Here is a 19,555-nt window from a genome sequence, read left to right as displayed (position 1 = left end):
TTTCCTTGTCATACATCTTTATTTTATATGTTTTTTTAAATTTATAAGTAGGCTTGGAAAGGAGACATAAGAATGCAGACTGAGAACAGGAAACTAACACTCAAAAATTATATTGGTTATGGAACAATGGATTTATTTGGAGGGGGAGCATTCGCTATAATAGGCGCATGGATGTTATATTTTTTCATTACATACTGCGGTCTTACCCCTGTTGAAGCAGGATCTATTATTGCAATTGCTCGTATTATTGATGCGATAGCAAGCCCAATTATGGGCCATATCACTGATAATTTCGGTCGTACAAAACTTGGGAAAAAGTTTGGAAGACGCAGGTTCTTTTTGCTAGTTGGAAGCCCTTTGATGATTATTTATTCCCTTCTTTGGATTTCTGATATGAATTACTGGTACTATTTAACGGTTTATATTTTGTTAGAATTCCTTGCAGCAATGGTATTAATTCCATTTGAAACACTTGGAGCTGAAATGACGAATGATTTTAATGCACGGACCAAGCTCTCAACTATAAGATTAATCTATTCAGGACTAGGAACATTTTTAGCTACCTTTATTCCAGGCAGATTATTCGAAATATTCGGAAAAGATTCACCTCAAGTTTTTCTTTACAATGGGATTATCTTCACCTTTATTTTTATGGCTGCATTATTAATTACACATAGAACAACATGGGAACGTAAAATAGAAGAAGACATGATAGAACCTGATGGTGTAGAAAAAGTACCTGCTATAGAATCCATCAAAAAAGTCATCATTGACTTAACATCTACTTTTAGAATAAGAAGTTTCCGGCAGCACCTCACGATGTATATTTGTTCGTTTACGGCCATGGATATTTTAAACGCTGTCTTTGTCTACTTTGTTGTGTTTTCTTTAAATAAAGATGCAGTGCTGGCAGCCGATTTATTATCTATTGGTTCATTACTTCAAATGGTATGTACAATATTGTTTGGTTGGCTCGTGATTAAAATAGGTCCTGCGCCATCTTTGAAAATATCTTATATTGCGATTATTACATGTATCAGCGGTTATATATTTTTATACTTCACACAACCAACTTATATGATTATAGCGCTGTATGCTTTCTCTGTTATCTTAGGTATCGGAAAGAGTGGATTATATTATATACCATGGAATATTTACACTTTCATTCCTGATGTAGATGAAATGGTCACTCGTAAAAGAAGAGAAGGAATATTTGCAGGTATTATGACGTTTACACGCAAAAGTACTACAGCTTTAGCCACATTTTTGGTAGGAGTTATTTTACAGGAAAGTGGATTCGTTGCAAGCGCGACGACACAGTCTACGACAGCAATAAATGGGATTGTAGGTATTCTGTTTTTCGGAACTGTAGGGCTAGTCGGGATTAGTTTAGTTATTTCATTTAAATTTAAATTATCTAAGAAAACTCATTCCATTATGATTAATGAAATTAATAGGTTAAAGAATAATGGTTCAATGGAACAGGCTGATGATGAAACAAGAAGTGTTTTGAAAGCGCTAACAGGATGGGATTACGAGAAGCTTTGGGGTCATAATAACGTAGGATATCAGAATAAACTCCAAAATTTTGAACAACAAGATTTTAAGCAGGATATGAACTAGCTTTTGTTGTTAGTTGCACTTCAAAAAAAACACCTTCAGATTGATATCAGAGGTGTTTTTAAATATCTTACATTTAGTGTTTTTTGATTTTAAAACCGGATCTCATCATCTCCATGAATTTGCAGCTTCAGCGGTTCACTTTTCGCCTGATGCTTTTTCACATAGCGGTGATAGACAATATACCCAATGATCATGAGCGGTACACCAACATATAGCCCGATGCGCTGCTCTTGATCAAAGGCAAGGCTGACCAATACGATGGTATTCAGTGTGATCGCAATGATCGGCAGCACCGGATAAAGAGGCGTTTTAAATTTTAAGTTTTCCAGCTTTCCGCCTGCTTTCAAATATTTTCTACGGAAAAGCAGCTGTGATAATGTAATCGTGATCCAGCCTGTCTGTGCACTCATGCCGGCAATGGACACGATCCAGGCAAATACCGTTTTCTCTGCAAAGAAGCCGGATAACAGCGAAATCCCTGTAAATAGGAAGGTGAGCAGTAAGGCATTCATCGGAATACCGCGCTGATTGACGCGTCTAAATGCTTTTCCTGCCATTCCTTCCTTCGATAAGGAATACAGCATTCTCGTTGATGCATACAAGCCAGAGTTCGCAACAGATAATAAAGCAATGATAATGACAAAGTTCATGATGTCTGCCGCAAAAGGAATACCCGTTCTCTCAAACACAGTAACAAATGGGCTTTGCAGCACACTAGCTTCCTTCCAAGGCACCATACCTGCTAAGACGAAAATAGATAAGACGAAAAAGACAAGTGTACGCCATACGGTTTGATGTATCGAACGGGGAACGGTTTTCTCAGGGTTTTCACTTTCTCCTGCCGCAATCCCGATCAGCTCTGTTCCTTGAAACGAAAAATTCACCGTGATCATCGTGACCACAACGGCAAGCAGTCCATTTGGAAACAGCCCGTCATTCACAAAATGGCTGAAGTAAGGGGCGGGTTCACCGCTCGTTGTTTCAATAAACCCAAACATCGCCGCTCCGCCTACGCCAATAAAGAGTAAAATTGCAATAATCTTAATGGTGGAAAAGAAAAACTCCGACTCCCCGAACGCTTTCGCTGACCGGGCATTTAATAAGAAAAGACAGAGTCCGAATATGAGACACCAAATCCACACATCCACTTGCGGGAGCCAGCGCCTCATCAGCTGCCCTGCTGATAAGAACTCAAGGGCGACCGTTGCTGCCCAGCCGAGCCAATAAATCCAGCCGACAGCAAAACCTGCTGCCGGGCTGACAAATTTCGTCGCATACGTATGAAACGACCCCGACACAGGAAGTGCAACCGACAGCTCACCAAGACACAGCATGGTTAAATACATGATCAATCCGCCCACAATATATGAAAGAACAGCTCCGACTGGCCCTGCTTGTCCAATCGTATAGCCCGTTCCTAAGAAAAAGCCTGTCCCAATGACACCGCCAAGTGAAATCATAAATAAATGGCGGGAGGTCATCGCCCTTTTCAATTGTTCGGGCTGATTTTGTCCAACATCCACAATGATGCCCTCCTTCTTCTAAGATGCTCTGTTATCAAAACATGTCTCCATGTGATTCATTCCATTTTCAAAACAACCTACTAATTATACATCTTTTATAATAAATATGCTTCCTTCTATGGTCACTGTCTCAAAGTCTTTATTTTAGTAATGTTCGCACAACTATGTGGTGGATCTGGTCATTTGATAGGATGCGATATATCTAAAATATTGCACAAAAAAACCAGCTTGAAACTTTATCGTTGCACACTGGTTTCGCTTCATTCTTTTCAAGTCTCATTTTAGACAGTTCTTATGATCACTTTTGTCACAAGTCATTCTGCTTTTAGCACGTTCCACCAATCAAATTATCTTAATCATCTTGAACTTGTGTTTGGTTTTATTCACCTTTTAACTTGGGTATAGTTCTATCGTTTGTCCGTTCGACCGTTTGAGGGCATAAAGTTGGTGAGATTCGCTCAAGCTAGTTTCAAATGCTTTACTTTTAGGTTGCTTCTCTGTAAGATCATATGTTGTAAATACCAACAAGAAAAGTGGGGAATAAAATGAAAAAAATGTTCTTTGCCATTATTTTAGGCGTTTGTGTTGCATTGATCACGGCATGTGGATCTGGTGCAAGCGACAACGCGAATAAACAATCTGGGTCTAAGGAATCAGGCGACCTTTGGAAATCCATTCAGGATAAAGGTGTATTAACCATCGGAACAGAGGGAACTTATGCTCCTTTCACCTTCCATGACAAAAAGACAGATAAATTGACTGGCTACGATGTAGAAGTCATCACTGAAGTAGCAAAACGCCTTGACTTAAAACCTGAATTCAAAGAAACACAATGGGACAGTATGTTTGCTGGACTGAATGCAAAACGTTTTGACGTGGTAGCGAACCAAGTTGGGAAAACTGGACGTGAAAATCAATACGATTTCTCTGATAAATACACGACATCTCAAGCTATTGTTGTGACAAAATCAGATAACAACGACATCAAGAAACTATCTGATGTCAAAGGCAAAAAAGCAGCACAATCGTTAACAAGTAACTACAATAAACTAGCAACAGATGCTGGCGCTAAGATTGAAGGCGTTGAAGGTCTTGCACAATCCATTCAATTGATTCAGCAAGGACGTGCTGATCTAACGTTCAATGACAAATTGGCTGTATTGAATTACTTGAAAACAAGCGGTAACAAAAACCTAAAAGTTGCATTTGAAACAGGAGATCCTCAAGAAACGTATTTCGCATTCAGAAAAGGCAGCGGTGAAGTCGTTGACAAAGTGAATGGCGCATTAAAAGAAATGAAGAAAGACGGTACACTCGCTAAGATTTCTAAGAAATGGTTTGGTGAAGATGTTACAAAATAATATCCTAGGAGTCGTCATTCCTTGGGATCTTCTTCAGCAATCTTTTTGGCCAATGGTGATGCAGGGGATTTATTATACAATTCCCCTCGCCATCATTGCCTTTATTATTGGTATTTTTATCGCGCTTGTGACAGCTCTTGCTAGAATGTCTAAGATTAAAGCCCTCAGATGGATTTTCTCCATCTATGTGTCGGCCGTTCGCGGAACGCCGCTTTTTGTGCAATTGTTTATTATTTTCTATTTCTTTCCGACATTTAATATCACACTTGATCCATATCCAAGTGCCATTATTGCTTTTTCTTTAAACGTAGGTGCGTATGCGTCTGAAATTATCCGTGCATCTGTCCTGTCTGTTCCAAAAGGACAATGGGAAGCAGGTTATTCCATTGGGATGACACATCGCAAAACGCTCGTCCGCGTGATTTTACCGCAGGCTGTGCGTGTATCGATTCCACCGCTCTCTAATTCATTTATTAGTTTGGTGAAGGATACATCCCTTGCCTCCCAAATTCTCGTGGCAGAGATGTTCCGTAAATCACAGGAAATTGCTGCGGCGAACTTGGATCAAATCTTGTTTATTTATATGGAAGCAGCCCTCATCTATTGGGTATTCTGCTTCATTCTATCGCTCGTTCAGCATCAAATTGAAAAACGACTTGATCGATATGTCGCAAGGTAAGGAGGGAACGACATGCTAACAGTCAAAGGTCTCAAGAAATCCTTTGGTGAAAATGAGATTTTAAAGTCGATTGATTTTTCGATCAACAAAGGGCAGGTTGTGGCCATTCTCGGTCCATCTGGTTCAGGAAAAACAACGATGCTTCGCTGTTTAAATGCACTTGAAATACCAAATGGCGGCTCCTTTACCTTCGATGATTTCTCGATTGATTTTTCGAAAAAAAATAAATCAGCTGATCTCCTGAAGTTACGCCGGAAATCAGGAATGGTGTTTCAGGATTATCACCTGTTTCCTCACCGTACAGTGCTTGAAAATGTGATGGAAGGTCCTGTTCAGGTGCAGCGCCGTCCAAAGGAAACGGTTCGAAAGGAAGCCATTCAGCTCTTGCAAAAGGTCGGTCTGGAAGATAAAAAAGACCTGTATCCTTTCCAGCTCTCAGGCGGTCAAAAGCAGCGTGTCGGGATTGCCCGTGCACTTGCCATTCAGCCAGAGCTCATGCTTTTTGATGAACCAACCTCTGCGCTTGACCCTGAGCTTGTCGGGGAAGTCTTAAAGGTCATGAAGGATCTAGCGAAGGAAGGCTGGACCATGGCAGTTGTCACACATGAAATCAAGTTTGCCCAAGAAGTAGCAGACGAAGTGATTTTTATTGATGGCGGTGTCATCGTCGAACAAGGTCCTCCAGAAGAAATCTTCAAACGACCAAAGGAAGAACGAACAAAACAATTCTTAAACCGGATTTTGAATCCAGTATGATGAAAAAAGGCTGTTCTCACGTGGTGAGGACAGCCTTTTTTTATCTTTTTAAAAGTAAGCGATTACAATTGAACAAAGCCATTTAAAGGGGCGCGGTAGTATGTTACGATGGAACTCGAGTGTTTAAGAAAGAAGGGAATGCTTTTGAAGCGGGAACATCTTTTACGTTGGTTTTTTTATTTTGTTGGGTTGATCGTACTAGCTTTTGGACTATCGCTGACAGTGAAAGGGAAGATCCTTGGGATTGGTCCTTGGGACGCTTTCCACTACGGACTGTTTCAGCATTTTGGACTCACAATTGGACAATGGTCCATTATTATTGGTGCACTTATTGTGACACTGACTTCTATTTTTACGAAATCATTTCCAAAGATCGGCGCTTTACTGAATATGGTGCTGATTGGGGTGTTTATTGATTTCTTTAATGCGATATTACCTGCGCCACACGGATATTTACCGGCCTTATATGTATTTATTACAGGTGTTGTTGTTTCTGGATATGGCGTTGGCATTTATGTTTCAGCTAATCTTGGCGCTGGGCCACGGGACTCATTAATGCTGCTCATCTCAGCGAAAACGGGACTGAACGTACAGTGGGTTCGAAATGGCATTGAGTTAACAGTGCTTTTGTTTGCATGGATGCTCGGTGGACCGATTGGCATTGGAACGATTTTGACTGCGATCTTCACAGGTCTTGTCCTTCGTTTCTCCTTGCCGCAATCAACACGGCTTCTGGAGCTGCTCATTACAAAAACAGCCGAAAAACCTGTTCAAACCCTGACTAGATGAGAACAAGCCATTCTATAATTAGAATGGCTTTTCTTGTGCTAAAGTAAATAAACAGAATATTCACGCACAGGAGATGGAGACTATGCAGCTTTTCCACTATCATTACTGGACACCATTTGTTGAAGAGACAGAACAAGCGTATCGTTCGCTAGGCTTTGAGGTAAAAGGTCGTTTCACAAAAGATGGCTCCTTTCATCCCCCGCTCACTTGGGAAGATTTTAGAGAAGAGCAGCCGACCTTTCGAATCATCGAAATGAGAAAAGGCCAGATCAATATCACATTTGGCTATAGCAAAAAAGTCCTTTTTGATCACATCGGCTTTCTTGTCTCAGAGGAAGAATATGATCAACTGCTTGCACAAGCTAAAGAACTAAACTGGCCAATCCAAGCTGGGGAACGAAGAACGTTTCTTTCGACACCTCTTCGTTTAAGGCTTGAGTTACAGCGGCGTACAGATGTCATTGAAACGGGAACCGATGCGCTGCACGCTATGACAATTGCTGTTCCTGATTTGTCACAGACACCTAAAGTAGATCAGCTGCTATCACCTTTGCATCAGCCCATTCACTGGCAAAAAGGAGAACGGCTTTCCCTGCTTGACGTGAACATGACGAATGTTGATGAAATGAATACAATTGATCCGAATGGTGTCCACATCGTGAAACAGACGTAAAGCAGCGAGGCTCGCTGCCTTTTTACGTTAATGGACTCTTTTGCACGGCGCTCTCCAATGGTACAATCAATGTAAAAAATTAGAGGTTCGTTATGAAGATATTTGCTATCCAATTACAACACTTAGATGAAATCAATGCACGACAACAAATAGAGCGTCTGAAACCCTTTGTGTCATCTGAAAAGCGAGCTGCCGCTGAACGCTTTCGTTTTTTGATCGATGCAAGAAGAACCTTATTAGGTGAAGTGCTGGTTCGTCAAACGATCCATGATATGTACGAGCTGCCTATGGATCAGATCGTTTTTGAAACAGAGGGCAATGGAAAGCCTGTCGTCCGGCATCTTCCTTCTTTTCATTTTAATCTTTCTCATTCTGGCAATTGGGTCGTTTGTGCAGTAGATGATGCACCTGTGGGCATTGATATTGAGGAGATCAAACCTATTGATCTGGCGATTGCCAAACGATTTTTTTCAGCGGATGAATATCAGGATTTACTCTCACAGCCAGCAGAACGACAGGAAGCCTATTTCTTTCATTTATGGTCAATGAAGGAGGCCTTTATCAAGCTGACTGGAAAAGGATTATCCTATGGGCTTTCGTCCTTTACAGCCCGTCTGTCAAAGGATGGACAGGCTGCGTTGACATTACCTGATCATGAAGCGCCTTGCCTTGTTCAAACATATTCACTTGACCCTGCCTACCAAATGGCGGTATGCACACGAAAGTCTGCTGCGGCTGAAAGCGTTGAGAGACTTACTTGCAGTGATATACTGTCCCGCCTTTAATAACGCGTACTTTGCTGAATTACCGTCTTTAATAGATCGACTCCCCGTGTGATCTGCTCTTCTTTCACCTGCCAGATATTCAGCTGAAGAATGGGATCCTTTTGATAGGCCTGCAGATAATTACGGTCAATTGGCTGAATGGAAACAGATGCCTTTTTCAGCTGCTGAATCAGCTGGTTCACAGGAATCGATCGATCGACTCGTACATGTGTATGGGTAGCCGGCTCCTGTTCTCCCAGCTGATAAGCGCTCTGATCATTTTTTAAACTTGCCACGAGCTGCTTGGAGCGGTTTCGATAGCTCGCCCGCACCCTGTCTCTATGCCGCTCAAACATCCCGCTTTTTAAATAGATTTCTAAAGCTGCCTGGGACAGCATGGAGCTGTCGATATCAATCAGCCGTTTGTGTTCGCTAAAAGGTGTAATCAGTTCTTCAGGTAAAACGACAGCTCCTGTTCGTAGCCCCGGAAAGATGATTTTAGAAAAGCTTTTCAAATAAATAACCTTTCCTGCCTGATCGTATGAATAGATCGGGTCTCTTTTTGTATCGAATTCTAAATCTGCTAGATAATCATCCTCAACAATGTAGACATCATATTTCTCAGCAAGGGCTGCAATCGCTCTTTTTTCTCGTTTTGATAAACTCGTTCCAAGCGGGTTTTGAAATCTTGGCATCGTATAGAAAAAACGAATCTCCTCTTCTCGAAAGATACGTTCTAATTCGATCAGATCGATCCCTTTTTCCGTCCGTTGAATTCCACGCACAGGCAATTGGTTTTTCTCTAAATATTGGAGATATAAGTGATACCCCGGCTGTTCGACTAGTATGGTTTGTTTTCCATTCGGAAAAGGGATGGTGCTTAAAATGGATAAAGCGAGCTGAATACCAGAGGTCATGACGATCTGTTCTGGATGAGCAAACACTTGATAATCCATTAATCGCTTTGAAATGACTGGCAGCAGGGATGGTAAACCGTTGGATGTGCCATAAATAAATAAGTCATTTTGATACAAATCGATCGCTTGGTTGATACAGTGCTGGAAATCGACATATGGAAACACAACGGGATCAGGTGCAGATGAAGCAAAATCAATCCATGTGCTGTCCTGCTTACCTGCTGATTGCTTCGTTTTCACGACATAATAGCCGCTCCTTTCTACAGAATACAGCAGATGTTCACGCTCCAATGTGTCTAGCGCTTTGATGACAGTGCTTTTACTCACTGCATATTGAGCCGCTAAGTGACGAATGGATGGAATTTTCATCCCAGCACTGTACTCACCAGAATCCATTTTTTCTTTTAAGCTCAAGACAAGCTGATCATATTTCCTCACGCCATTTCCTCCTTGTACCGGTACAGATATCATGTTCTCTTATTGTACACGTTAGATGATCCGATTACGATAGAAGAACAGAACCGGTCAATTCATTTGAAGCATGCATGCTCATGTAAGGAGGCACGTTATGAATATGTCAAAACAAAAAGCGTATGCTGCCGCGATCGCATACGCCTCTATCATTGGTTTTTCCTTTTTGTTTGTCAAAATCGCATTAGAATCAGCAAATCCAATCGATTTATTGGCACACCGCTTTACCGTTTCTTTTGCAGCCGCTCTATTGCTGTATCCGTTTCTACGAAAAAAGTATCGCATATCCATTCAATGGCGTGATCTCATTTATATCGTACCGTTTTCCTTGCTTTACCCTGTTTTGTTCTTTGCTTTTCAAGTGTGGGGATTGATGTATACATCTTCTTCAGAGGCTGGCATCATTCAAGCGACGATTCCCATTTTAACGATGCTGCTGGCAGCCTGGTTTTTAAAGGAACGTGCGACATGGATACAAGTGCTGTTTACCTTCCTTTCTGTGTGCGGGGTAATGCTTCTCTTTGTCATGAAAGGAATTGATGTCCAGCATTCTCACTTCATCGGCTATGTGCTGATTTTACTTTCAGCCTTGTCATCCAGTGCATATAGTGTGTTTGCCAGAGTGATTACAAAACGATTCCATGTGATCGAACTCACCTTTGTGATGACCTTCTTTGGCTTTGTCTTTTTCAATGCCGCCGCGCTTATCCGGCATTCGATCAATGGATCATTGCCTCAGTTTTTCAGTCCATTTACAGAAGCATCCTTTGTATGGTCGATGCTCTTTTTAGGTATTCTTTCATCTCTTCTTACCGCATATTTATCAAACTATGCACTCTCGCAGCTAGAAGCGGCAAAGGTCAGCATCTTTAACAATTTATCCGCGTTTATCACGGTCGCCGCCGGAGTTCTCATTTTACACGAAACGATTGATTGGTACCATCTCCTCGGAGGGGTGCTAGTCATTGGCGGGGTGATTGGCGGGAATGTGGTGAAGAAACAGCATTCATAAGAAAAAGCGGCCTCTTTATAGAGAGCCGCTTTCTTTTTTAATGTCTGATCAATTGCTGCTTGGCTGTAAGCTCAATCACCTGTCTCATCTGCTCTGCAAATGGCTCAAGGTGTGTGTTGATGTACATGTGGCCTCCATCGAAATTGGTGCGTTCGATCGTTTTTGCCCATTTTAACCAGCCGCTTGCATCCTGCATGCATTTCTCATCTTGCTTTCCATTGAATAAATGAACAGGTGTGTCGATAATCGATTGATCTGTGTGCTGGAAGGTTTCTAGTGCCTTGTAGTCTGCACGCAATGACGGCGTAAAGTAATCCATCATTGGTTTGTTCTCTAGTAATTCCTTTGGAATCCCGCCCATTTCGGCAATATGCTGTACAAATGCTTCATTGGATAAATGTGTCAGCATCTGCCGTTTTGTTTGCGGAGGCTGAATGGCTGAGATCACCACTGCTGCAGGATAAATTCCTTCCTTTTCTAGCAGCTGGGTTAGTCTGTATACCACAAGCCCTCCCATTGAATGTCCAAACAGAATAAATGAGCGGTTCAATTTGTCCGTAAGTCCTTCTTTATACAGCTCTGCCAGCCGGTCAATGCTTGATTCAAGCGGCATGAGATTGGTGCCGTGCCCTGGGGGCTCTGCTGCTGTGACTTCGGCCACGTCTTTTAGCTGTTCAAAGAGCGGACGGTATGAGGCGGAATATCCGCCGGCAAAAGGAAAACATATAAGTTGAATGAGATCTGATTTTTTTTCAAAGGTTTTCAATAACTGATTCATACGTCTTTACCCCTTTATAATCGTTTGAAGAATCCGTGCCAGTTCATCTGCCTGCGGTCTTTTCATCATGGTGACATGATCGCCTTTGATGTGGTAATACGAGCACGACTCTTTCGTATAAGCCTCCCAATCTGCGAACTTCTTCTGGAAATCGCTTGCGTGATCACTGCTTTGGACAATATAAAATGGCACAGGAAATGGTTCTTTTTCTAATTCAATGGCTTGTGACATGATCGTATTATGCGTTTGCATTTGCAAATATTTATCTAAATATTGATCATTCATGAATTGATGAACAACTTCATCCTTTTCTGCCTCTTTGAGAATTTTCTGCTTCACTTCTTGGAAGCTCAATCCTTGTAAAGCTTCTGGCTGAATGCCGACCAGGTTCCCCATTCCAAGGACAAGTGCGAGCATTTTCACTTCTTCTTCGTTCATATCGGCATGAAGTGCCTGATCTGCCTCATCTCTTAGCACTGGCACCGTATCTAAAATGATGAGTCCTTTCGGTGCTTTTCCTGCATGAGAGAGCCGCTGATTCATTCCGTAGGCAAGATGCCCGCCCATTGAATGCCCTGCAAGATAGTCAATGCCCGGACGGTAGAACGTCTCAATAGCTTCAATAAAAAGGGTCACAAGCTCCGTGTAATGGAGAAATTGCGGCTCTTCATCCTCATATAGGCCAGGAGACTGCAAGGCGTACACAGCACCTTGATGTGTCATGAGCTTAGCAACATCAATATAGCCCATCACCGTTCCACCAGCAGGCGGTGCAAAGAATATTCTTGGTTCGGCTGGATCACCTTTTTTCAGCTCGATCACGTAGTCCTTCGGAGACCTTTCGACGTTCTCAGCGGCTTCTGGTACTGCGTCCAAATGTGCGGCTAATTGCGCAGGCGCAGGGTGCATAAAAATCCATTTTGGATCAACACGAACACCTTTTTCTTTTAATTTGGCGACAGCCTGAATACTCATGATGGAATCGCCGCCCAGATCAAAGAAAGAGTCATGCATACCTACTTGCTTCACACCAAGCACTTCCTTGAAAGCTGCGACAATCCGCTCCTCCGTTTCGGTGACCGGTTTGTCGTCATCATGGGAAAGAGAGATTGCTTCTGTTGGCTCTGGCAGTGCTTTTTGATCAACCTTCCCGTTCGTTGTCACCGGCATTTCATCCAGTACGACAAAGTAACTTGGAATCATATAGCCTGGCAGGCTTTCCTGCAAAAAGGCTTTCCAGCCCGGAACAGGATTGTCTCCGTTTGTCACAAGGTAGGCTGCCAGCCGTTTTGAGCTGCCATACGTTTTGGCGATGACTGTACATTCTTTGACTTGTGGATGCTTGAGCAGTGCTGTCTCAATTTCTCCGCATTCAATTCGGTAGCCTCTAATTTTCACTAGATGATCTTTTCGGCCGAGGTATTCAATGGTGCCATCTGACCGCCATGTACCAAGGTCGCCTGAACGATACAGCTTGTCTCCCTTTAGTTCAGGAAAAGGATTGTCAATAAACCGCTCCTTTGTCCGCTCTGGATCATGAAGGTAGCCTTTAGCAAGGCCAGTTCCACCGATATAAATTTCTCCTTTGACTCCTGCTGGTACTGGGTTGAGCGCATCGTCCAGTATGACAACAGTTGAGTTCGACACCGGCACACCAATTGGAACTGATTTTGCACCTGCTGGCACGTGTGTGACTTGATGTGTTGTGGCTAATGTCGTATTTTCTGTTGGACCGTAAGCATTGACGAGCACACCTTCCATATGCGGCAGTGCCTTTCGTGCATGCTCACTAGACATGGCTTCCCCGCCAACGAGTAATGTGCGGTAGCCTGCCACACTTTTTGGATCATGCTCCACCAATCGATTAAATAAAGCGGTTGGCAGACAGTTGGCTGTGACTTGATGCGTTTTGATGAACTGCGTTAATTCGTCCATATTCAGTGCTGCATATTTTGGGAGCAGAATCAGCTGACCGCCATTCAGCAGCATTCCCCATAATTCAAATGTAAAGGCATCAAAAGCATAGTTTGAGAGCTGAAGCATTTTATCATCTGGACCGAGCTTGATATAATTTGTTTCTCTAACCAAGCGGACAACTCCTGCATGAGGGAGCATCACGCCTTTTGGTGTACCTGTTGAGCCTGATGTGTAGTTGACATAGGCGATCTGGTCTTCCCCTATGATCGATGCTTCTCTTTGATACACTGCATTTGTTTCTGGTATTGGCTTGTCCATGACAATCTTTGTACCTGTAAAGTCTACTAGACGATCTGCAAGATGAGACTGGGTGATGATCACATCGCTTTGCGTATCACGAACGATGAGACGGATGCGTGCATCAGGATATTCAGGTGACATCGGAACATACGCAGCACCAGATTTGACGATTCCTAGGACCGACACAATCATGTCAAAGGAGCGATCAAATAGCATCGGTACAAGGGAGCCTGGTCCAATTCCTTTTGACTGCAAGTAAGCAGCAAGCTTTGTCGCTTTCTCATCCAAGGCTTCATACGTCATGTGCTCATCCATATAGGACAAGGCAATACGATGCGGATCACGCTGCACCTGCTCTTCAAACAGTTCTTGAAGCGTACGCTTTGGATATGGCGTATCTGTTTGATTTTTCCCTAGAATCATCGCCGCCTGTTCCGCTTTGTCCATTAAGCAATAATCAGCAAATGCACGCTCAGGCTGAGCCGTCATGCCATCTAACAAATGGAGATAATAATTCATATAACGTTGGATGGTCTCTTGTTCAAATAAATCCGTATTGTATTCCACATGAATTGACAGCTGCTCTTCCTGTTCAAATATGTGCAGGGTGAGATCAAATTTAGATACTGTATGATGGACCATCACATGTTCACTGGTCAGCCCTTTAAGGTTTACATCGAGCGAATCGGTGACATACCCCATGGCCGCCTGAAAAATAGGTGACCGGCTTAAATCTCTATCTAACGAAAGATCATCGACAAGCTTGTCAAATGGGTAATGCTGATGCTCAAAGGCTTTTAACGTCATCTCTTTCACATTTTCCAAGAGATCAGTGAACGTCTCTGCTGTTGAGACGTCCTGTCTCAGCGCAAGTGTATTCACAAACATCCCAACAAGCTGCTCTGATTGCTTGGCATCCCGCCCTGCAATAGGCGATCCAATGATAATATCTGTCTGTCCGGACAGCTTGTGAAGCAGGACGTAGTATGCGGACAGCATCGTCATGAACAGCGTCGTGCCCTGCTGCTTGGACAAGGCCTGCAAGCGGCGAATAAGCGGTTCATTCAGTACGATTTGCTCTGTAGCACCGTTAAATGTTTGAACCGGCGGACGAGGACGGTCAAACGGCAGCTCCAGAACTGGAAGTTCATCTTGTAACGTATTGAGCCAATAGGTTTGATCTTCTTGATGATGCTTTAATTGTTCATTTTCCCAATGTACATAGTCTGTCCATTCGATTTCTAAGGCTGGGAGCTGCGGCGTTTCATCTGCAAGCAGCGCTTCATATGCCACTTCTAATTCCTGAATGAGCAGGCTGAGGGACCATGCATCTGAAATGATGTGGTGCTGCGCGCAAAGGAGATAATACTCCTCCTTGCCCATATCTACTATCGTCCACTGCGCAAGAGGTCCTCTTTCTAAATCATAGACGCGTTCTGCCTCTTGCTGAATGAGCTGCTTGAGCCTTCTCGCTCTTGTTTTTTCATTAAATAACGAGAAATTTGCCACTGTCACAGATGGCGGAAGGTCTTCACGAATGAGTTGAACCGGCTTGCCGCCAAGTGATTTAAATACTGCCCGAAGTGCTTCATGCCGCTTTGTTAAAAGACCAATCGCTTTTGTTAATGCTTGAATGTGTAATGGTCCTGTCAGCTTCCAAGCACCTAATATATTGTAATGATGGCTCTTTTCTAATGTGGATAAGAACCAAATACGCTTCTGGGCATGTGACAGCTCATAGCTTGTTTGCTTTTCAAGCTTTGGAATTTTAGCTTCCTGAACGGCTGGCGCCCCTTTGATGTCATCAACCATTTTCGCCAGATGTGCCAGATGTTTGCTTTCAAATAATATTTTTAAAGGCGCCTTCATTGAAAATTCATGATTGATCCGGGAAATGGTTTGAGTCGCCTTTAGTGAATGTCCGCCAAGGTCGAAGAATTGATCCTCTTTATACACGCGATCTACATCTAAAATGTCCTCCCATATGGCGGCAAGAAGCTGCTCTGTCTTCGTTTCTGGCAATTGCTTTTCAAGGCTTTGTCCGTTTTTGTCATGATTCAATTTGAGTGCTTCATGATCAATAGAGCCATCTTGCTTTTTCGGTATTTCCTGTACTTGTTGAATCTCCCATTTGCCTTCTGCGACGCTCTTAATCTCTTCAACATGCACTTCTTTGCCAGGCTGAATGGTGTAAAAAAGCTTTTTCTCAAAGACCGGTATTGGAGCTGGCTGAAGATACCCGGCGATGTCTGGATTTGCTCCGTCCAGACCAATAAATAGATGCGCTTCATTGAGCCGGACACCTAAACATAATGAATGGAGACCTTGTTTCTTTCCAATCAATTGAAATCCCTTGCGAACGGTGAGAGCTGCTCCGGTATGCCCCTTAGACAAACCGAGATTATCCCACATACTGAAGTTCAAAGAGATTGCTCGTCTTCCTTCTTGAAAGGTGAGAGCGTGCGCGAGTCCATCTAAAAAGCTGTTGGCCGCAGAATATGCCCCAAATGTTGTGCCGCCAAAAAAGCCATTGACCGATCCAAAAAAGACAAGCGGTACTGTCGGATCATACTTAAAGGCTTCCTGCAGGACCCATGCTCCGTCTGCTTTCCCTGACATTTCTTTTGTGAAATCCTCTTCTGACGTATGAGCCAGTGTATACTTGTCCGCCTGCTGAAAATGCTCAGACACATGACCAGCACCGGCCAAATGCAGCACACCCCGGATCGATTGTCCAAAATGCTTTTCTGCTTCATAAATCGCCTGTTCAACGTCACGTAAATCGGTCACATCCGCTTGGATATAAATGACGTCACCAGCATCTTTTAGCTGTGACAAGGCTTCTTTCTTTTCCAAGCTGTCTTCTAGAGATGTCCGTCCGATCAAGACGAGCTTTAAGCCAAATTGGAGCATCTGCTTAGACAGCTCAAACCCAATCCCGCCAAGTCCTCCAGTTAATAAATAAAGACCTTCATATTCTAAAAAACCTTCTGTTTGAGGTGCTTCGATCATATCGACTTTTTCCAGCTTTGGTACAAACCTGTCCCCATTTCGGTAGGACACCTCTGCTTTTATATGAATCGCAGACAATTCTTCCGCAATATGCTTGGCATCCTGTTCTACATTCTCCGCTTCAATATCAAGATGAGACACCTCTGCTCCTTCCCATTCTTGCGGAATGGTTTTTAGCAGACCTACAAGCGGCGTTTTCTCCACATGAAGATCGTCTTCAGGCTTCACAAATTGACCACCTTTTGTCACAACGACAAGACGGATGGGCTCTTTATTTGCTTGTCTCAAGGCTTGATACAAGTACAAAATGGATTGATTGGTACTGGCATGCAGCTCTTTGAACTGCGCAGGATCAACGATGTCTTCTTTGTCTGACACATTCCAAAGATGGAGAATACGCCCGATCTTTAGTTCATCTGCTTCAAGTGCAGCAACGAGCCTGACGTAATCCCCCTTGATTCTCGGATTTATCTGGTACATCCCTTTGGACAGACGCAAAAATTCATGCCCTTTTCTCACAGAAATATATGGCTGTTTCTTTTGCTCAAATTGGGCGTAAAGCGATTGATACAGCCCTTTTTCATCCTCGAAAACGAGTGCATGATCAGTAAAAGGCTGAGTTGGACCGATATGCTCCTTAGCCCACATGCGTTTGAAAAACCAGTCTGGGAGTGTTTGTTCATTTTCAGAAGCAAGATCCAGTGCTTGTTCAATGTCACGGAAGGCTCCATCTTTTAGTGCTGCGCCTAACTGGGCACGCTGGATTTTCCCACTCTCCGTTTTTGGAAATTGGTCTTTTTTCACCGGAATGATGTGATCAGGCTCTATGCCGATTTTTCGAATGATAGCCTCTCTAATCTGTTGAATCATCGCGATTTGTTCCTCTATTGAATCCCTTTGTGAGACAAAAAAGACGGCAAGCGTGTCATTGCTTGATTCGGGATTATAAATGCCGTACGCAGCGGCAAAAGTGACTTCGACCCCGTCCACCTCTTCTACAACCGCTTCAATTTCGTAATTCAAATAGTTAGCGCCGTTGATCACAATGATGTCTTTTTCTCGACCTGTCAGAACGAGACGCCCTTCATGAATAAAACCTAAATCCCCTGTGTGAAACCAGCCGTTTTCCGCAAATACTTCTTGATTGGCTTCCTCATTTTGATAGTAGCCCATCATAATTGTTGGACTCTTCACCTGCAAGCGCCCAACCTGATCTTCTGGCAGCACCTCGTGATGCTCATCTACAATTCGAATCCATACAGACGGAATCGGCGTGCCGACTTCTGTAAACGTCATCTTGTTCGGATGATCGTGCGTCACATATTCAATCTCACTTGTTAACGAGGTCTGATCAATCGTCAGCTGTCCATCCTGTTCACTGTTCCGCATAAATTTCTTTGACTGAACAATGGCTGAGGATGTTTCTGACATACCGTAAGCAGGTACCATCGCATGACGGCTTAATCCGTGCTGCCCCATCATGTGCATGAAGCGCTGCGTGACTTTCGGAACAATTGCTTCGGCTGCATTCATGATATAAGTCAGAGTGGACAGGTCCCAGTTTCCCTTACGAATGTCGTCTTCATATTCATTCATCATGGAAAAGGCAAAGTTTGGTGCCCATGTCCTTGTGACACCGTATGTTTCTACCCAATCCAGCCACACCATCGGCCGCTCGATAAATTGATCGATGGATGGACTTATCTGCTGGCAGCCAAGGTAGACGTCATGTACATGAAACATGACAATTCCACCAACATGATCAAGCGGCATCCAGTTAAGTGACACATCCTCATGTGTAAAGCCGTTTACCTGCTCAAAGGCCATAATTCTAGATAAAATGCTTTGATGATGATGACGGATACACTTTGGTACACCCGTACTTCCTGAAGACAGCAGCTGCAGCACAGGCTCATCCGGCTCTGGCTCATAATGCTGTTCATCTGGTTCATACGCCAGCAATGCTTCAATTGTTAAGATAGGCACGACCTTTGCTTCAAATGTCTCACGCAGCCCAGCAATGTCCTCAGCACTTGCTTCATTCGTAATAATGAAAGGTTCATTTTGCAGCTGAAACACGCCCTTCAGCTTATTCACACCTTGATTCACTTCATCATAAACAGGCGGCACAGAGACTGGGGTCGGAATGATTCCTCCGAGAATACAGCCCCAGAACACCGTGATAAAATCTTGATGGTCTTTCAATTGAAGTAACACTTGATCACCGTTTGTCAGTCCTGCTGCCCTTAAGCCGGACAGAACCCGTTCAGCGCTTGTTAGTAATTCAGGATATGTTTGGGTCAACGTACGCCCGCCTTCTTTCAAATAAGTCACCCCGCGGTCTGGTGACATAAAGGCTGATCGAATCAGCACCTCTGTCAGTGTGACAGGTGTGCCTGGTTTTTTGATCACATCTCCGCCATACACAAGTGCGGGCGGCTTCTCATGTAGAGATGATGGTTTTGCTTCGCCCGCTTCACTTTTCGAAATCGGTTCGTTCCCTTGAGTACGCTGTCGATCAGGAAACAGGTCATCTAGATGATAGGGCATGCGTTTTTCTGACTGACTTTCAATGAAAGCGGCCGCTTCCTCTACTCCATCTATAGCTTTGGTGCGCTCTTCTATCTTTCTTAATTCCTCTTGATCTATGATTTCAATTGAAAACAGTGCCTCTTTGTCGACTGCTCCACTTTCTGTCTTTGGCAAAGAAGGTAATAAGACGAGAGCGGCCGGCACTTCATGAGGATGAAGCGGACCTTTCTTCAGATCCTCTCTTGTCAACGAAGCGTCCTTCGCCTGTGCAAATAGCACAAGCGATAGACTGCCTTCTTGATTTTTCTTCGGAATGATTGCACATTCCTTTAGCGGAAAATGAAGCATCATGACTTGCTCTAATGCTTTGAGATCTATCCGTTTCCCGTTGATTCTGACGATATGATTTGCTGCATGTCCTTTTCGTCTACTCACTAGCATCGTTCTT

12 protein-coding genes are annotated in these 19,555 nt (G+C 43.4%); 8 read left to right on the top strand and 4 right to left on the bottom strand.

The annotated features are described in order from the left end of the window. Window positions 1-72: 72 nt before the first annotated feature. Window positions 73-1,623, top strand: coding sequence for an MFS transporter (locus NSS76_RS02025; protein WP_073203769.1), 1,551 nt, complete (start codon window positions 73-75; stop codon window positions 1,621-1,623). Between the two features lie 89 nt (window positions 1,624-1,712). Here NSS76_RS02025 and NSS76_RS02020 read toward each other — a convergent pair whose 3' ends face one another. Beyond that, window positions 1,713-3,146 (bottom strand): amino acid permease, encoded by a 1,434-nt coding sequence (locus NSS76_RS02020; RefSeq protein WP_081372049.1) that lies wholly within the window; start codon window positions 3,144-3,146, stop codon window positions 1,713-1,715. Between the two features lie 545 nt (window positions 3,147-3,691). Here NSS76_RS02020 and tcyA point away from each other — a divergent pair. The 6 genes from tcyA (at window position 3,692) to NSS76_RS01990 (ending at window position 8,189) form a co-directional block, all read left to right on the top strand. Continuing rightward, entirely contained in the window at window positions 3,692-4,507 is an 816-nt protein-coding gene (gene tcyA, locus NSS76_RS02015) for a cystine ABC transporter substrate-binding lipoprotein TcyA (RefSeq protein ID WP_024424285.1), read from the top strand. Next, a complete protein-coding gene (locus tag NSS76_RS02010) occupies window positions 4,494-5,186 on the top strand; it encodes an amino acid ABC transporter permease (protein ID WP_024424286.1) in 693 nt (230 codons plus the stop codon). The genes tcyA and NSS76_RS02010 overlap by 14 nt, the downstream gene beginning before the upstream one ends. Window positions 5,187-5,198: 12 nt before the next feature. Further along, window positions 5,199-5,942: an amino acid ABC transporter ATP-binding protein gene (locus NSS76_RS02005; protein WP_024424287.1), complete on the top strand. Its 744-nt coding sequence runs from the start codon at window positions 5,199-5,201 to the stop codon at window positions 5,940-5,942. Window positions 5,943-6,086: 144 nt separating this feature from the next. Continuing rightward, window positions 6,087-6,731 (top strand): YczE/YyaS/YitT family protein, encoded by a 645-nt coding sequence (locus tag NSS76_RS02000; RefSeq protein WP_024427289.1) that lies wholly within the window; start codon window positions 6,087-6,089, stop codon window positions 6,729-6,731. A gap of 82 nt (window positions 6,732-6,813) precedes the next feature. Next, window positions 6,814-7,404 carry a hypothetical protein gene (locus tag NSS76_RS01995; RefSeq protein WP_341080394.1) on the top strand — a complete coding sequence of 197 codons (591 nt, stop codon included), beginning with the start codon at window positions 6,814-6,816 and terminating at the stop codon, window positions 7,402-7,404. Window positions 7,405-7,496: 92 nt separating this feature from the next. Next, complete coding sequence (locus NSS76_RS01990) at window positions 7,497-8,189, top strand: 4'-phosphopantetheinyl transferase family protein (RefSeq protein WP_073203763.1); 693 nt, start codon at window positions 7,497-7,499, stop codon at window positions 8,187-8,189. Here the strand turns inward: NSS76_RS01990 and NSS76_RS01985 are convergent. Then, on the bottom strand, window positions 8,186-9,523 hold the full coding sequence (locus tag NSS76_RS01985) for an aminotransferase-like domain-containing protein (RefSeq protein ID WP_073203760.1): 1,338 nt from the start codon (window positions 9,521-9,523) through the stop codon (window positions 8,186-8,188). The genes NSS76_RS01990 and NSS76_RS01985 overlap by 4 nt on opposite strands. Before the next feature lie 130 nt (window positions 9,524-9,653). Between NSS76_RS01985 and NSS76_RS01980 the strand changes: the two genes are divergently transcribed. Then, window positions 9,654-10,568, top strand: coding sequence for a DMT family transporter (locus NSS76_RS01980; protein ID WP_044332660.1), 915 nt, complete (start codon window positions 9,654-9,656; stop codon window positions 10,566-10,568). A gap of 37 nt (window positions 10,569-10,605) precedes the next feature. On the opposite strand, the gene NSS76_RS01975 is transcribed toward NSS76_RS01980, so the two are convergent. Both NSS76_RS01975 and NSS76_RS01970 read right to left on the bottom strand, forming a co-directional pair. Further along, the gene (locus NSS76_RS01975; protein ID WP_257802899.1) at window positions 10,606-11,346 is read right to left on the bottom strand and encodes a thioesterase II family protein; all 741 of its coding nucleotides are present in this window, start codon (window positions 11,344-11,346) and stop codon (window positions 10,606-10,608) included. Window positions 11,347-11,352: 6 nt separating this feature from the next. Continuing rightward, a complete protein-coding gene (locus NSS76_RS01970) occupies window positions 11,353-19,548 on the bottom strand; it encodes an amino acid adenylation domain-containing protein (protein ID WP_341080382.1) in 8,196 nt (2,731 codons plus the stop codon). Between the last annotated feature and the right edge of the window lie 7 nt (window positions 19,549-19,555).

Source organism: Bacillus sp. FSL R5-0654 (assembly GCF_038008745.1).
GTDB classification, from domain to species: Bacteria; Bacillota; Bacilli; order Bacillales; family Bacillaceae; genus Bacillus; species Bacillus safensis.
This window is presented reverse-complemented; position numbering and strand designations above follow the sequence as displayed.

Excerpts from the sequence above, each read along its gene's own strand:
- NSS76_RS02025 (WP_073203769.1), top strand. The coding sequence starts at position 73 with ATGCAGACTGAGAACAGGAAACTAACACTCAAAAATTATATTGGTTAT.
- tcyA (WP_024424285.1), top strand. The coding sequence starts at position 3,692 with ATGAAAAAAATGTTCTTTGCCATTATTTTAGGCGTTTGTGTTGCATTG.
- NSS76_RS02010 (WP_024424286.1), top strand. The coding sequence starts at position 4,494 with ATGTTACAAAATAATATCCTAGGAGTCGTCATTCCTTGGGATCTTCTT.
- NSS76_RS02005 (WP_024424287.1), top strand. The coding sequence starts at position 5,199 with ATGCTAACAGTCAAAGGTCTCAAGAAATCCTTTGGTGAAAATGAGATT.
- NSS76_RS01995 (WP_341080394.1), top strand. The coding sequence starts at position 6,814 with ATGCAGCTTTTCCACTATCATTACTGGACACCATTTGTTGAAGAGACA.
- NSS76_RS01990 (WP_073203763.1), top strand. The coding sequence starts at position 7,497 with ATGAAGATATTTGCTATCCAATTACAACACTTAGATGAAATCAATGCA.
- NSS76_RS01980 (WP_044332660.1), top strand. The coding sequence starts at position 9,654 with ATGAATATGTCAAAACAAAAAGCGTATGCTGCCGCGATCGCATACGCC.
- NSS76_RS01975 (WP_257802899.1), bottom strand. The coding sequence starts at position 11,346 with ATGAATCAGTTATTGAAAACCTTTGAAAAAAAATCAGATCTCATTCAA.
- NSS76_RS01970 (WP_341080382.1), bottom strand. The coding sequence starts at position 19,548 with ATGCTAGTGAGTAGACGAAAAGGACATGCAGCAAATCATATCGTCAGA.